This window comes from Escherichia sp. KTE159 (genome assembly GCF_000408805.1).
In the GTDB taxonomy this organism is placed as follows: domain Bacteria; phylum Pseudomonadota; class Gammaproteobacteria; order Enterobacterales; family Enterobacteriaceae; genus Escherichia; species Escherichia marmotae.
Genome location: NZ_KE137295.1, coordinates 113,948 through 129,144, shown reverse-complemented (window position 1 = coordinate 129,144; position 15,197 = coordinate 113,948). Strand labels below are relative to the sequence as shown.

13 protein-coding genes are annotated in these 15,197 nt (G+C 48.6%); 7 read left to right on the top strand and 6 right to left on the bottom strand.

Features of this window, described 5'->3' with window-relative positions; translation table 11 throughout:
• Positions 1–68: 68 nt before the first annotated feature.
• From ghoT to yjdI, 4 genes are all read right to left on the bottom strand, one after another.
• Positions 69–242: a type V toxin-antitoxin system toxin GhoT gene (gene ghoT / locus A31E_RS02505; protein WP_001173345.1), complete on the bottom strand. Its 174-nt coding sequence runs from the start codon at positions 240–242 to the stop codon at positions 69–71.
• Positions 243–268: 26 nt separating this feature from the next.
• Complete coding sequence (gene ghoS / locus A31E_RS0123275) at positions 269–565, bottom strand: type V toxin-antitoxin system endoribonuclease antitoxin GhoS (protein WP_001517605.1); 297 nt, start codon at positions 563–565, stop codon at positions 269–271.
• A gap of 226 nt (positions 566–791) precedes the next feature.
• Positions 792–1,064, bottom strand: coding sequence for a GNAT family N-acetyltransferase (locus A31E_RS02510; protein WP_000405652.1), 273 nt, complete (start codon positions 1,062–1,064; stop codon positions 792–794).
• Between the two features lie 11 nt (positions 1,065–1,075).
• The gene (yjdI, locus tag A31E_RS02515; RefSeq protein ID WP_000371696.1) at positions 1,076–1,306 is read right to left on the bottom strand and encodes a 4Fe-4S mono-cluster protein YjdI; all 231 of its coding nucleotides are present in this window, start codon (positions 1,304–1,306) and stop codon (positions 1,076–1,078) included.
• 178 nt (positions 1,307–1,484) lie between these two features.
• On the opposite strand from yjdI, the gene A31E_RS02520 reads away from it, so the two are divergent.
• The 5 genes from A31E_RS02520 (at position 1,485) to A31E_RS02540 (ending at position 8,218) form a co-directional block, all read left to right on the top strand.
• The gene (locus tag A31E_RS02520; RefSeq protein WP_001216442.1) at positions 1,485–3,116 is read left to right on the top strand and encodes a sensor histidine kinase; all 1,632 of its coding nucleotides are present in this window, start codon (positions 1,485–1,487) and stop codon (positions 3,114–3,116) included.
• The gene (dcuR, locus tag A31E_RS02525; protein WP_000611294.1) at positions 3,113–3,832 is read left to right on the top strand and encodes a two-component system response regulator DcuR; all 720 of its coding nucleotides are present in this window, start codon (positions 3,113–3,115) and stop codon (positions 3,830–3,832) included. The genes A31E_RS02520 and dcuR overlap by 4 nt, the downstream gene beginning before the upstream one ends.
• A gap of 569 nt (positions 3,833–4,401) precedes the next feature.
• Entirely contained in the window at positions 4,402–5,742 is a 1,341-nt protein-coding gene (dcuB, locus tag A31E_RS02530) for an anaerobic C4-dicarboxylate transporter DcuB (protein WP_000899515.1), read from the top strand.
• A gap of 77 nt (positions 5,743–5,819) precedes the next feature.
• On the top strand, positions 5,820–7,466 hold the full coding sequence (gene fumB / locus A31E_RS02535; protein ID WP_016249488.1) for a class I fumarate hydratase: 1,647 nt from the start codon (positions 5,820–5,822) through the stop codon (positions 7,464–7,466).
• A gap of 122 nt (positions 7,467–7,588) precedes the next feature.
• On the top strand, positions 7,589–8,218 hold the full coding sequence (locus tag A31E_RS02540; RefSeq protein WP_000621498.1) for a DUF2238 domain-containing protein: 630 nt from the start codon (positions 7,589–7,591) through the stop codon (positions 8,216–8,218).
• A gap of 154 nt (positions 8,219–8,372) precedes the next feature.
• Here the strand turns inward: A31E_RS02540 and melB are convergent, their stop codons facing one another.
• Entirely contained in the window at positions 8,373–9,794 is a 1,422-nt protein-coding gene (gene melB, locus A31E_RS02545) for a melibiose:sodium transporter MelB (protein WP_000028086.1), read from the bottom strand.
• A gap of 92 nt (positions 9,795–9,886) precedes the next feature.
• Positions 9,887–11,242 carry an alpha-galactosidase gene (melA, locus tag A31E_RS02550; protein ID WP_000986613.1) on the bottom strand — a complete coding sequence of 452 codons (1,356 nt, stop codon included), beginning with the start codon at positions 11,240–11,242 and terminating at the stop codon, positions 9,887–9,889.
• Positions 11,243–11,512: 270 nt separating this feature from the next.
• Between melA and melR the strand changes: the two genes are divergently transcribed.
• Positions 11,513–12,421, top strand: coding sequence for a transcriptional regulator MelR (melR, locus tag A31E_RS02555; protein ID WP_016249487.1), 909 nt, complete (start codon positions 11,513–11,515; stop codon positions 12,419–12,421).
• A 197-nt stretch (positions 12,422–12,618) separates the two neighbouring features.
• Entirely contained in the window at positions 12,619–14,886 is a 2,268-nt protein-coding gene (gene adiA, locus A31E_RS02560; protein ID WP_077633379.1) for an arginine decarboxylase, read from the top strand.
• The last annotated feature ends 311 nt before the right edge of the window (positions 14,887–15,197 follow it).

Here is a 15,197-nt window from a genome sequence, read left to right as displayed (position 1 = left end):
CGCAAGTCCAGCTTTGAGGAGAGACGCTTCGTTTCAAGATAACCAGCGGGTCCACTCAACCACAGCTCCTAAAAGAGAGAAAAAAGTAATGCCACGGGCAGGCTCATTGGCCAGGTTATTCCTACCAGGAATGCACTAAGTAAACGAATATGTGTTTTCTCATGTGAGAGAAACCAGATAATGACAAAGGATATGTTCACACCAATCACATAAAAAATTAATATTTTAGAGAATAGTGCCATTTTGAATATCTTCTTATCCTTTCCATCTATTTGTAGAACTGACGGAAATAGTCATCGACTATCATAATGTTGAGGTCAAAATCAATATCTGGTAAGTCTAAGCATTTGAGCCTGATTAAATCTTCAATTTCACTTGCGGCTAATGATGTCGTTATTGCGAAAGCATTCTCATTCAATTGTCGTGGTATTCCATATTCATCAGCAACTATAGAGGAGAAATCCATATCATACATTAACGACCTTAACCTTAAGAAAACTGAGTAATAAGATGATGGATAATCAAAAGAAACAACGTAAGTTTTGAACCTGTTTATACCTTCCATAAAATGACTCCTATCAATATTATACGCCCTGGGGATGCAAAGTTTATTAACCCCGATTGATGATTCTCATATAGGAGATATTCTTTTTTTTTGCTCAATAGAGGGGATGATTTGGGACAAAAAAACGCTCTCTCTGACCATTATTTGTGCATCCCCCTACCCTTCAGATACTCTCCTGAATGACGTTACGCAGAACATGAAAATATCATTACTCCACACTCTACCATCAGTTACGAATATCATCATACTCACGCGTTTTATCAAATTCGTGTTTCGCAAACGGACACAGCGGGATAATTTTTCGTTTCTCCCGGCGCATTTTTTCCACGACTTTTGCCACCAGTTGTTTACCAATCCCCTGCCCTTTCAAACTTTCATCAACATCGGTATGTTCGATAATGGCTAAATTTTCTCCGGTTGGCACAAAGACAATTTCTGCTATTTGCTTTCCCTGCGCATCATTAATATAAAAATTATTATGGCCCTCACGTATTTCCATTTTTCCCTCGCTTATTTATGACGGTATTTCAGTGCGCCACTTGGGCACGTATCAATAACGTTCACTACGGTAGCGACGTCAACTTCATCCGGCATAATCCACGGCTTACGTTTGAGATTAAATAACTTGCCGTTGCCACGTACGCAGTTGCCGGAATGCTGACACATCGCGGTGTTGAACCAGACATCTATCTTTTCGCCGGTATAGCAGCGATAACCATCATCCAGTAGAGCTTGATCCATGACCTTCCCCCATCAAAAGTATGGTTTTCGCTATAAGCATAGCTCCCGAATCGCCAGACGACACTGGCAGTTTCAATGAGCAGCTCCTCTGCTCCAAATAGCCAATCCCCCTTACTCCCTTTGAATTACCCGCATCATCAGGGATAATGCTTAGGAAATTTGTCATACAAGGAAGCTGATGAGACATTCACTGCCCTGCCGCATGTTACGCAAACGTCCGATGAAACTCAGTACCACGGTGATCTTAATGGTCAGCGCAGTGCTGTTCTCGGTGTTGCTGGTAGTGCATCTGATTTACTTCTCGCAGATCAGCGATATGACGCGTGACGGACTAGCCAACAAGGCGCTGGCTGTGGCGCGAACCCTTGCTGACTCGCCGGAAATCCGACGGGGCTTACAAAAAACACCGCAGGAGAGCGGTATCCAGGCCATCGCTGAAGATGTACGCAAACGGAACGATCTGCTGTTTATTGTCATTACCGATATGCAAAGTCTTCGCTACTCACACCCTGAAGCCCCGCGAATTGGTCAGCCATTTAAAGGTGATGACATCCTTAAAGCTTTGAACGGCGAGGAAAATGTTGCTATTAATCACGGTTTTCTGGCGCAAGCCTTACGCGTATTTACCCCTGTCTACGACGAAAATCATAAACAGATCGGCGTGGTGGCGATTGGTCTGGAGTTAAGCCGTGTAACACAGCAGATCAATGACAGCCGCTGGAGCATTATCTGGTCAATTTTATTCGGTGTGCTGGTTGGCGGTCTGGGCACCTGGATACTGGTCAAAGTACTTAAGCGCATCCTGTTCGGCCTGGAACCCTATGAAATCTCTACTCTGTTTGAGCAACGCCAGGCAATGCTGCAATCGATCAAGGAAGGCGTCGTTGCCGTGGACGCTCGTGGCGAAGTCACACTAATTAATGATGCCGCGCAAGAACTGCTCAACTACCACAAATCGCAGGATGACGAAAAGTTATCGACACTTAGTCAGGCATGGTCGCAGGTAGTTGATGTATCGGAAGTGTTACGCGACGGCACGCCGCGACGAGATGAAGAGGTGACCGTTAAAGACAGACTCTTACTGATCAACACCGTTCCGGTGCGCAGTAATGGCATTATCATCGGAGCCATCTCTACCTTCAGAGACAAAACAGAAGTTCGTAAGCTGATGCAACGGTTGGACGGTCTGGTCAACTATGCCGATGCCCTTCGTGAACGATCCCACGAATTTATGAACAAATTGCACGTGATTCTCGGATTATTGCATCTGAAGAGTTATAAGCAGTTGGAAGATTACATTCTCAAAACAGCCAACAACTATCAGGAAGAGATTGGCTCTCTGCTGGGTAAGATCAAATCTCCGGTTATCGCTGGTTTTTTAATCAGCAAGATTAACCGTGCGACCGATTTAGGCCATACGCTGATTTTAAACAGTGAAAGCCAGTTGCCAGACAGTGGTAGTGAAGATCAGGTCGCGACGCTAATTACCACGCTGGGAAACCTGATAGAAAACGCGCTGGAGGCATTAGGGCCGCAACCTGGTGGCGAAATCAGCGTCACGTTACACTACCGTCACGGCTTGCTGCACTGTGAAATTAACGATGATGGGCCGGGGATTCCCCCCGATAAAATCGATCACATTTTTGACAAAGGTGTCTCGACAAAAGGAAGCGAACGAGGCATCGGTCTGGCACTTGTCAAACAACAGGTTGAAAATCTCGGCGGCAGCATTGCCGTGGAATCAGAACCCGGAATTTTCACACAATTTTTTGTCCAATTACCCTGGGATGGGGAGAGGTCGAGCAAATGATTAATGTATTAATTATCGATGACGACGCAATGGTAGCGGAACTAAATCGCCGCTATGTCGCACAGATACCGGGCTTTCAGTGCTGCGGCACCGCCTCTACGCTTGAGAAAGCCAAAGAGATTATCTTCAACAGCGACACCTCCATCGACCTGATATTACTCGATATCTATATGCAAAAAGAGAATGGACTCGATTTACTGCCCGCCCTGCACAACGCTCACTGCAAAAGCGATGTGATTGTCATCTCTTCCGCTGCCGATGCCGCAACTATTAAAGATTCACTACATTACGGCGTCGTTGATTACCTGATTAAACCCTTCCAGGCATCACGTTTTGAAGAGGCACTCACCGGCTGGCGACAAAAAAAAATGGCGCTGGAGAAGCAGCAGTATTACGACCAGGCGGAACTGGACCAGCTAATTCATGGCAGTTCATCCAACGAACAGGATACGCGTCGTCTGCCGAAAGGCTTAACGCCACAGACTTTACGCACGCTGTGCCAGTGGATTGACGCTCATCAGGACTATGAGTTTTCAACCGACGAGTTGGCCAACGAGGTTAACATCTCACGCGTTTCGTGCCGTAAATATTTGATCTGGCTGGTGAATTGCCACATCTTAGTTACCAGCATCCATTATGGTGTCACTGGTCGTCCGGTTTATCGTTACCGTATTCAGGCAGAGCATTACTCATTACTGAAGCAATATTGTCAATAAAGCGTTATTCGTTATCTGGAAGTAACAATTATTGTAGTAACGCAAACCAGCACTGGCACAAGTTACATCCCCTATCAGTAAAACTTGTGCCAGATCAAATATAATTTCCCTTCTTCAGTCCAGCAAATTAATATCCTTTCGGATAAATAGAGTTTTTAATTTCAAAACGCTAACAAAAGTTAATTAACTATTATGTTACCTGCATTATGTGTATTTTTACCCACAAATAGGTAGATCAGAATAATCTATAAACTTAATGACATCTTCCTGTAGAACAAAAACAGACTGATAAATATCAACAAGATAGCAAACAAACAAGTCATTAACATCTGCAAAACATAAACGATAAACCCATCGCCAGAGAGTATTTCTCTCTGAAAAAGTCACTTATCACAGTGCATAAATTTTCTGCTGTTTTAATCAGCCAATATTTACTGTGAAGTATTTACTCAAGCCAGTAACGACCAAACGGATATTTAGTCAGGCTCTGAAAACAGTTCATCCAAAACAGAACGTGACTGTGATCTATTCGACAAGAATTTAAATGGGATTATCGCGAGGGTTCACACATGTTATTTACTATCCAACTTATCATAATACTGATATGTCTGTTTTATGGTGCCAGAAAGGGCGGTATCGCGCTGGGGTTATTAGGCGGTATCGGCCTGGTCATTCTGGTCTTCGTCTTCCACCTTCAGCCGGGTAAACCCCCCGTTGATGTAATGCTGGTCATCATCGCGGTGGTGGCGGCATCTGCGACCTTGCAAGCCTCTGGCGGCCTTGACGTCATGCTGCAAATTGCCGAAAAACTGCTGCGCCGCAACCCGAAATATGTCTCCATTGTCGCGCCGTTTGTCACCTGTATACTGACCATTCTTTGCGGTACTGGCCACGTGGTCTACACCATTCTACCGATCATCTATGACGTCGCCATTAAGAACAACATTCGCCCGGAACGCCCGATGGCGGCGAGTTCTATCGGCGCGCAAATGGGAATTATCGCCAGTCCGGTGTCCGTTGCGGTAGTATCACTCGTCGCAATGCTGGGTAACGTCACCTTTGACGGTCGTCATCTTGAATTCCTTGACCTGCTCGCTATCACCATCCCATCTACCTTGTTAGGAATCCTGGCGATCGGTATCTTCAGTTGGTTCCGCGGTAAAGATCTGGATAAAGACGAAGAATTCCAGAAATTCATCTCTGTACCGGAAAACCGTGAGTATGTTTACGGTGATACCGCTACGCTGCTGGATAAAAAACTGCCGAAAAGCAACTGGCTGGCAATGTGGATCTTCCTCGGGGCAATCGCCGTGGTCGCGCTTCTCGGTGCTGATTCAGACCTGCGTCCATCTTTTGGTGGCAAACCGCTATCAATGGTACTGGTTATTCAGATGTTTATGCTGCTGACCGGGGCGCTGATTATTATCCTGACCAAAACCAATCCCGCGTCTATCTCAAAAAACGAAGTCTTCCGTTCCGGTATGATCGCCATCGTGGCGGTGTACGGTATCGCGTGGATGGCGGAAACCATGTTCGGTGCGCATATGTCTGAAATTCAGGGCGTACTGGGCGAAATGGTGAAAGAGTATCCGTGGGCTTATGCCATTGTTCTGTTGCTGGTCTCCAAGTTTGTGAACTCCCAGGCCGCAGCGCTGGCAGCCATTGTTCCGGTTGCACTGGCGATCGGCGTTGACCCGGCATACATCGTGGCTTCAGCACCGGCTTGCTACGGTTATTACATCCTGCCGACCTATCCTAGCGACCTGGCAGCGATTCAGTTTGACCGTTCCGGAACCACCCACATCGGTCGCTTCGTCATCAACCACAGCTTCATTCTGCCAGGGTTGATTGGCGTGAGCGTATCCTGCGTCTTTGGCTGGATCTTCGCCGCGATGTACGGGTTCTTGTAATTGCACTATGCGTGCTGCCCATCGCTGTGCGGCACGCCATTTTCGTATAACAAATACAGAGTTACAGGCTGGAAGCTATGTCAAACAAACCATTTATCTACCAGGCACCTTTCCCGATGGGGAAAGACAATACCGAATATTATCTGCTCACCTCCGATTACGTCAGCGTTGCCGAATTTGACGGTGAAACCATTCTGAAAGTGGAACCAGAAGCCCTGACCCTGCTGGCGCAGCAAGCCTTCCACGACGCATCTTTCATGCTCCGTCCGGCCCACCAGAAACAGGTTGCGTCTATTCTTCACGACCCAGAAGCCAGCGAAAACGATAAGTATGTGGCGCTGCAATTCTTGAGAAACTCTGAAATCGCTGCCAAAGGCGTGCTGCCGACCTGCCAGGATACCGGCACCGCGATCATTGTCGGTAAAAAAGGTCAGCGCGTATGGACCGGCGGCGGTGATGAAGAAGCCCTGTCAAAAGGTGTCTATAACACCTATATCGAAGATAACCTGCGCTATTCACAGAACGCGCCGCTGGATATGTACAAAGAGGTTAACACCGGCACTAACCTGCCTGCGCAAATCGACCTGTACGCGGTAGATGGCGACGAGTACAAATTCCTCTGCGTTGCCAAAGGTGGCGGCTCTGCCAACAAAACGTATCTCTACCAGGAAACGAAAGCCCTGCTAACCCCCGGCAAACTGAAAAACTTCCTCGTTGAGAAAATGCGCACCCTCGGCACCGCAGCCTGCCCGCCGTACCATATCGCATTTGTGATTGGTGGAACTTCCGCTGAAACCAACCTGAAAACCGTTAAGTTAGCAAGTGCTCACTATTACGATGAACTGCCGACGGAAGGGAACGAACACGGTCAGGCATTCCGCGATGTCCAGCTTGAACAGGAACTACTGGAAGAGGCCCAGAAGCTCGGCCTCGGCGCGCAGTTTGGCGGTAAATACTTCGCCCACGACATCCGCGTGATCCGTCTGCCGCGTCACGGCGCATCCTGCCCGGTAGGTATGGGCGTCTCCTGCTCCGCTGACCGTAACATCAAAGCAAAAATCAACCGCGAAGGTATCTGGATAGAAAAACTGGAGCACAACCCAGGCCAGTACATTCCGGAAGAGCTACGTCAGGCAGGTGAAGGCGAAGCGGTGAAAGTCGACCTTAACCGTCCGATGAAAGAGATCCTCGCCCAGCTTTCGCAGTATCCGGTTTCCACCCGTTTGTCGCTCACCGGCACGATTATCGTTGGTCGCGATATTGCGCACGCTAAGCTGAAAGAACTGATCGACGCCGGTAAAGAACTGCCGCAGTACATCAAAGATCACCCGATCTACTACGCAGGTCCGGCCAAAACGCCTGCTGGTTATCCTTCCGGTTCACTTGGCCCAACTACCGCAGGACGTATGGACTCCTATGTGGATCTGCTGCAATCCCACGGCGGCAGCATGATCATGCTGGCGAAAGGTAACCGCAGTCAGCAGGTCACCGACGCTTGTCATAAACACGGCGGCTTCTACCTCGGCAGCATTGGCGGCCCGGCGGCAGTGCTGGCACAGCAGAGCATTAAGCATCTGGAATGTGTTGCCTATCCGGAGCTGGGTATGGAAGCTATCTGGAAAATCGAAGTGGAAGATTTCCCGGCGTTTATCCTGGTCGATGACAAGGGCAACGACTTCTTCCAGCAGATCGTCAATCAACAGTGCGCGAACTGCACTAAGTAACCTCTTCGGCCCGGCGCCTGGCGGTATACTGCCAGGTGATCCCCCCGGGCCACCTCTTTTGCGATTGTAATTTCACGCTTACTGGTGAATAGTCAGTATTTTCCCTGACTTGCGAACTCACCATGATCCGCACACTCAAGCCGTTAATTCTTAACACTGGCGCGTTGGCGCTAACATTCATCCTGATTTACACCGGCATTTCGGCTCATGACAAACTGACCTGGTTGATGGAAGTGACGCCAGTGATTATTGTCGTACCGTTGCTGCTTGCCACCGCCAGACGTTATCCATTAACGCCCTTGCTCTATACGCTGATTTTCTTTCATGCCATCATCCTGATGGTTGGCGGTCAGTATACCTACGCAAAAGTTCCCATCGGTTTTGAAGTGCAGGAATGGCTGGGGCTGAGTCGTAATCCGTATGACAAGCTGGGGCACTTTTTTCAGGGGCTGGTGCCTGCACTGGTGGCGCGAGAGATCCTTGTGCGTGGGATGTACGTGCGCGGACGTAAAATGGTAGCGTTTCTGGTCTGCTGCGTGGCGCTGGCGATAAGCGCAATGTATGAATTGGTTGAGTGGTGGGCAGCGTTGGCGATGGGCCAGGGCGCGGATGATTTTCTCGGCACCCAGGGCGACCAGTGGGATACGCAATCCGATATGTTCTGTGCGCTGCTGGGCGCATTAACCGCGGTGATATTCCTCGCTCGCTTTCACTGCCACCAGTTACGGCGCTATGGCTTGATAACCGGATGACAACCTGCGTTTTGTTTATGCCGGATGCGGCGTAAACGCCTTATTCTGCCTACAAAATGTGCAAATTCAATCAATTGAATTTCTTATTGTAGGCCTGATAAGACGCGCCAGCGTCGCATCAGGCAATGTTTTCATTCGCTATTGCCAACGTCCGTCAGGCTTTCACATCGCTCACTGCACCGACCGGAATATCAGCATGAACAGGTACGGGGGGCACTTTACGATATTTATCCAGCAGATGGATCTGGATCCTGCGCAGCGTGTCGCCATTGAGGCGATAGAAACGGAAGTAGAGAATCAGCGTGACCATGAAGAACAGAGCAGGTAGAGCAATCATAATAAACTGCATACCTAATATGGCTTGCGTAGACTGTTCAACATTCGGGACATAGCCAATCATCCCCAACACAACTGCAATGAAAAAAGCCGCAAATGCCGAACCGCCCTTCACCACCATCGTCTGCACGGAATAAGCAATGCTCTCACAGCGGATGTGCAATTTATATTCACCGTAGTCAACGGTATCTGCCACCATGATGACCTGTAATACCCAGAACAGCGCCGTCCCCACATTCAGCAAAATACCGGCTATCACAATAAGAGCGACGTTGTGATAGCCCACTAATGCCATCAACAGAAGAACACCACAGCTTAATACCGGAAGAATAGAGGCTCCGGCCCATAAAATACGTCGGGATAATGATTTAACTAAACGCGGGAAGAACACTAACGTCACCAGGTTAGCTGCTCCCGCATACGACAGGTAATAGGGAAACAGATCCGCATCACCGATAACATACGAGAAATAATAGATAGCAAAGCCGGTGATAATGTTGCTGGCAATATTATAAGCAAGAGCCATTCCCAACAGGCAGGAAAGCTGATCGTTTTTATAAATAAGCGCAATGATGGCTTTTAGTGTCAGGTGTTTTTCTCCGACAGACGATTGATTATCTGACGAAAAGACTTCATGCACATTACGCAGAGTGATGATGGTCGACACAATAAAAAACGCAATCAGCACCAGTGTGAACATCTGAAAGCCAAATCCCCGATCGCCGCCGCCGACATAATTAACAAATGGCAGCGTCACGCCTGCCGTAACAAAACCCGCCAGACTGGCAAAAAAGCGCGGATAAGGAACCAGTTGTTCTCGCTCACGTTTGTCGAGGGTTATGGTTGGAACCAGTGACCAGAAGGGAATATCCATTATGGTGTAAGTCATGCCCCAAAGAATGTAGGTCACGCAAACAAAGACAATCTGAGTAGTACCTTCAAACAGATGCGCGCTAAAGAGAAGAAATAAGATTACAGAGTTAGCCAACGTACCGATCAGGATCCAGGGCTTAAACTTACCCCATCGCGATCGCGTAGCATTTACAATCCACCCCATAATCGGATCGTTAATAGCATCCCAGATCCTCGCCACCAGAAACAAAGTACCAATCAAACCAACCGACAGCCCGACAACATCGGTGTAGTAATACATCAGGTACATATACACAATGCCGATCGCAAAATCCTTCCCGAACGCTCCAAATCCATAACTAAGTTTTGTCGTCATTGAAATGCTCATAGGGTATCGGGTCGCTGTTACCAACGCCCGCCTTCTGTTATTGGTATCGTCAGAGGTGTGCGCCGGAAGACATACCCCGGCGCAGTAGCGTATTAGCGGTGCAACCAGCCGGGTAGCCAGTTGCCGTGGGCGGTAATCAGGTCGTCAACAAGAGCATAAATTTCGTCAATGCTCAGCACAGCGGCGGTGTGCGGATCCATCATCGCGGCGTGGTAAACACGGTCACGATTTTCCGTGAGAATCGCTTCCGTCAGTAGCGTTTGTACGTTGATATTGGTTTGCATCAGTGCTGCCAGATGCGAAGGTAGCGTACCGACTTTAGTCGGCTGAATGCCATTAGCATCAACCAGACAGGCGACTTCCACGCAACATCCTTGCGGCAGGTTATCAATCAGGCCATCGTTACGAACGTTGCCATAAATCACACTCGGTTCACCGGTCCAGATAGCGTTCATGATTGTGCTGGCATATTCCCGCGACGGTTTAATATCAATCCGGGACGCATTCTTATACTCCTCCAGCTCTTTATGCCAGTTCGCCAGTTGCTCAACGCAGCGTTTCGGGTACTCATCCAGCGGCACTTTATAACGTTCAATCAAATCCTCACGGCCTGGCTTAATAAACCACGGCGTATATTCAGCAAAGTGTTCTGATGATTCCGTGACGAAGTAGCCCAGCTTTTTGAACATTTCATAGCGCACAATATTCTGGCAGCGGGGATTACCATGAATATTCGGCTTCGGTGCCTGGCCCGCATCATAGGCTGCCAGCAGTTCCGGATAGAGATTCACGTAACTGCCGTCTGCGGTTTTGCGCTCCAGCTCCAGGTAGAACGCCATATGGTTGATACCTGCACAACGATAACGCAGTGTAGCGGGATCGATATTGAGATCGCGCGCCAGTTCTTCCGCCGTTCCCTGCACCGAATGGCACAACCCTACCTGTTTGATATGCGGATAGCGGGCATACATTGCCCAGGTATTCATCGCCATCGGGTTAACGTAGTTCAGCATGGTGGCGTCGGGGCACACTTCCGTCATGTCCTCACAAATCTGCCACAGATGCGGAATGGTACGCAGCGCGCGCATAATGCCGCCCGGCCCCAACGTGTCGGCAATAGTTTGTTCCAGACCGTGACGCTTACAAACCTCAAAATCGGTGACCGTACAGGGTTCATAACCGCCAATCTGAAATGCCACCACCACGAAATCAGCATCCTGTAAGGCTTCTTTCTGTTGGGTATGACAGGTAATTTTGCCGCTGGCTCCTGCTGAATCCATCAGCTTACGCACCACAATGTGCGACTCTTCCAGGCGGGTGGGATCGATATCCATCAGGGCAATATGCGCCGTTTTCAGCGCCTCGCGATGAAACACATCACCAAGAATATTTTTAACGAAAATCGTCGAACCAGCGCCGATAAAAGTAATTTTGGGTGCAGACATCATTCAGGTCTCCTGGCTTGCTTGAATGATTTCATCATGGCAGGCGATTTCGCAGAAAACCTCCGGCTTCCCCGTTGAGCATTCCCAAAAACTCAGATCCTGGGTTGCTTAGCAGTAAATCTGAGTTTTCGGGAATAAATTGCCTAAAAAACAGAGTAATTAGCCCTTATAAAACCCTATCCATTCCTCTCTCTTTACGTTTTGTGTCGTCATTCGCAGTCACCCCTGCCAACTTCTGCCATGATTCTGATAATCCAGGAAAGAGGGCTATCGATGAATACAGACACATTTATGTGCAGCAGTGATGAAAAGCAGACCCGCAGCCCGCTGTCGCTATACTCGGAATATCAGCGGATGGAAATTGAATTTCGCGCGCCGCATGTCATGACCTCCAGCCACTGGCATGGTCAGGTTGAGGTAAATGTGCCTTTCGATGGCGATGTGGAATACCTGATCAACAATGAACACGTAAGTATCAATCAAGGCCATATCACGCTGTTCTGGGCCTGTACGCCGCACCAGCTAACCGATACCGGAACCTGCAAGAGCATGGCAATTTTTAATCTGCCAATGCATTTGTTTCTCTCCTGGCCACTGGATAAAGACCTTATAAACCATGTGACTCACGGCATGGTGATTAAATCACTGGTGGCACAGCAACTTAGTCCGTTTGAAGTACGCCGCTGGCAGCAGGAGTTGAACAACCCAAACGAGCAAATCCGCCAGCTCGCCATTGATGAAATTGGCCTGATGCTCAAGCGATTTAGCCTCTCCGGCTGGGAGCCTATTCTGGTCAATAAAACTTCGCGCACGCACAAAAATAGCGTCTCGCGCCATGCGCAGTTTTATGTCAGCCAGATGCTGGGCTTTATTGCGGATAACTATGATCAGGCGCTGACCATCAACGATGTGGCCGAGCACGTCAAACTTAATGCCAATTATGCAATGGGGATATTTCAGCGGGTCATGCAGTTGACGATGAAACAGTACATTACTGCGATGCGCATCAACCACGTTCGCGCATTACTGAGCGATACCGATAAAAGTATTCTCGATATTGCACTGACGGCAGGCTTTCGTTCGAGTAGTCGTTTTTACAGCACGTTCGGCAAATATGTCGGCATGTCGCCGCAACAATACCGAAAACTTAGCCAACAACGCCGCCAGATGCTTCCCGGCTAAAAACGATATCAGTATCAGCCAAAAAAATAATTTAGCTGTCGATAATAAACATTGAAAATCAATTAAAAAATTAATTTAAACTTTTGTTTATAATATAAAAATTTTAAAAACGCTTGTTTTTCAATCACTTTACAGCCTGAAATGCCCGGAAGATACTTGCCCGCAGCGAAGATTCCTTCACAACCGGGTAAGCAATGATGAAAGTATTAATTGTTGAAAGCGAGTTTCTACATCAGGACACCTGGGTCGGTAGCGCCGTTGAGCGTCTGGCAAATGCCTTGAGCCAACAAAATGTTACCGTGATTAAATCCACCTCCTTTGATGATGGCTTTGCCATTCTCTCTTCAAATGAAGCCATTGATTGTCTGATGTTCAGTTATCAAATGGAGCATCCGGACGAACACCAAAATGTCAGAGAATTGATCGGTAAGCTTCATGAGCGTCAGCAAAATGTGCCGGTATTCCTGTTAGGCGACCGGGAAAAATCAATCGCCGCGCTGGATCGCGATCTGCTGGAGCTTGTCGATGAATTCGCCTGGATTCTGGAAGATACCGCTGACTTTATCGCCGGACGCGCCATCGCAGCGATGTCCCGCTACCGCCAACAGCTATTGCCGCCACTGTTCAGCGCGCTGATGAAATATAGCGACATCCATGAGTACTCCTGGGCCGCGCCAGGTCACCAGGGCGGTGTTGGCTTCACTAAAACCCCCGCCGGACGTTTCTACCATGACTACTATGGTGAAAACCTGTTCCGCACCGACATGGGCATCGAACGAACTTCCCTCGGTTCTTTACTTGACCATACTGGCGCATTTGGCGAAAGCGAAAAATATGCCGCGCGCGTATTTGGTGCCGACCACTCCTGGTCAGTCGTCGTCGGCACTTCAGGGTCTAACCGCACCATCATGCAAGCCTGCATGACAGATAACGACGTGGTTGTTGTTGACCGTAACTGCCACAAATCCATCGAACAAGGTTTAATGCTGACTGGCGCGAAACCGGTATACATGGTGCCAAGCCGCAACCGCTACGGCATTATCGGGCCAATCTATCCGCAGGAAATGCAGCCTGAAACCTTGCAGAAGAAAATCAGCGAAAGCCCGCTGACCAAAGACAAAGTCGGGCAAAAACCCTCTTACTGCGTGGTAACCAACTGCACCTATGACGGCGTATGCTATAACGCCAAAGACGCGCAGGATCTGCTGGAAAAAACCGCCGATCGTCTGCACTTCGACGAAGCCTGGTACGGTTACGCACGTTTTAATCCGATCTATGCCGATCACTACGCGATGCGCGGTGAGCCGGGTGATCACAGCGGTCCTACCGTTTTCGCCACTCACTCCACTCATAAACTGCTGAATGCACTGTCGCAGGCGTCTTATATTCATGTACGTGAAGGCCGCGGCGCGATTAACTTCTCCCGCTTTAATCAGGCATACATGATGCATGCCACCACTTCCCCGTTATATGCCATCTGCGCGTCAAACGATGTGGCTGTATCAATGATGGACGGCAACAGCGGCCTGTCGCTGACTCAGGAAGTGATCGACGAAGCGGTCGATTTCCGCCAGGCAATGGCACGGTTGTATAAAGAGTTTGCTGACGAAGGTAGTTGGTTCTTTAAGCCGTGGAATAAAGAAGTGGTTACCGATCCGGAAACCGGCAAAACCTATGACTTTGCCGACGCACCGCACAAACTGCTGACCACCGTTCAGGACTGCTGGGTAATGCATCCGGGCGAAAGCTGGCACGGCTTCAAAGATATTCCGGATAACTGGAGTATGCTTGACCCGATTAAAGTCAGCATCCTCGCTCCGGGGATGGGTGAAGACGGTGAACTGGAAGAAACCGGTGTTCCGGCGGCACTGGTTACCGCATGGCTGGGTCGCCACGGCATTGTGCCCACCCGTACCACCGACTTCCAGATTATGTTCCTGTTCTCAATGGGCGTAACCCGTGGGAAATGGGGAACGCTGGCTAACACCCTCTGTTCCTTCAAACGCCACTACGACGCTAACACCCCGCTGGCTCAGGTAATGCCGGAACTTGTTGAACAATATCCTGACACTTATGCGAACATGGGCATTCACGATCTGGGCGACAAAATGTTTGCCTGGCTGAAAGAAAACAATCCTGGCGCACGATTGAACGAAGCCTATTCCGGCCTGCCGGTGGCAGAAATCACTCCGCGCGAAGCATACAACGCAATTGTCGATAACAACGTTGAACTGGTATCCATTGAAAACCTGCCGGGACGTATTGCGGCGAACTCAGTCATCCCATATCCGCCCGGGATCCCAATGCTGCTTTCCGGTGAAAACTTTGGCGATAAAAACAGCCCACAAGTAAGCTATTTACGCTCACTGCAATCCTGGGATCATCATTTCCCTGGTTTTGAACACGAAACGGAAGGCACCGAAATTATTGACGGTATTTACCACGTAATGTGTGTGAAAGCGTAACCACTATTCCGCTGAAGGCGTAATTGTTTAAATAACATTACGCCGCCTGGCCTGAGGCCTTTTGAGTATGGCAACGTTTTCATAAAAATTGCTGCAAACAAAAATGTCATACTTTTTGCGCGGTCCCACCCCGCGCTTTTTTTGTTTGTTATTTACACTTCTTCACTCTGTAAAAATTTTTGTACATGAGAAATTACTATAAAAATTTGTAATATTAGCAAAACACGTTATTTTTATGCATGTTTTGATTCGTCATACAATTATATAACCAGTCCCCGGTATCTCTCTATGTTGGCGAGATCCACTATTTT

Bases quoted from the DNA above. Each gene is read 5' to 3' on its own strand.
- A31E_RS02520 (WP_001216442.1), top strand. From the start codon at position 1,485: ATGAGACATTCACTGCCCTGCCGCATGTTACGCAAACGTCCGATGAAA.
- A31E_RS02540 (WP_000621498.1), top strand. From the start codon at position 7,589: ATGATCCGCACACTCAAGCCGTTAATTCTTAACACTGGCGCGTTGGCG.
- ghoS (WP_001517605.1), bottom strand. From the start codon at position 565: ATGGAAGGTATAAACAGGTTCAAAACTTACGTTGTTTCTTTTGATTAT.
- fumB (WP_016249488.1), top strand. From the start codon at position 5,820: ATGTCAAACAAACCATTTATCTACCAGGCACCTTTCCCGATGGGGAAA.
- adiA (WP_077633379.1), top strand. From the start codon at position 12,619: ATGAAAGTATTAATTGTTGAAAGCGAGTTTCTACATCAGGACACCTGG.
- melA (WP_000986613.1), bottom strand. From the start codon at position 11,242: ATGATGTCTGCACCCAAAATTACTTTTATCGGCGCTGGTTCGACGATT.
- melB (WP_000028086.1), bottom strand. From the start codon at position 9,794: ATGAGCATTTCAATGACGACAAAACTTAGTTATGGATTTGGAGCGTTC.
- A31E_RS02510 (WP_000405652.1), bottom strand. From the start codon at position 1,064: ATGGAAATACGTGAGGGCCATAATAATTTTTATATTAATGATGCGCAG.
- melR (WP_016249487.1), top strand. From the start codon at position 11,513: ATGAATACAGACACATTTATGTGCAGCAGTGATGAAAAGCAGACCCGC.
- ghoT (WP_001173345.1), bottom strand. From the start codon at position 242: ATGGCACTATTCTCTAAAATATTAATTTTTTATGTGATTGGTGTGAAC.
- dcuB (WP_000899515.1), top strand. From the start codon at position 4,402: ATGTTATTTACTATCCAACTTATCATAATACTGATATGTCTGTTTTAT.
- dcuR (WP_000611294.1), top strand. From the start codon at position 3,113: ATGATTAATGTATTAATTATCGATGACGACGCAATGGTAGCGGAACTA.
- yjdI (WP_000371696.1), bottom strand. From the start codon at position 1,306: ATGGATCAAGCTCTACTGGATGATGGTTATCGCTGCTATACCGGCGAA.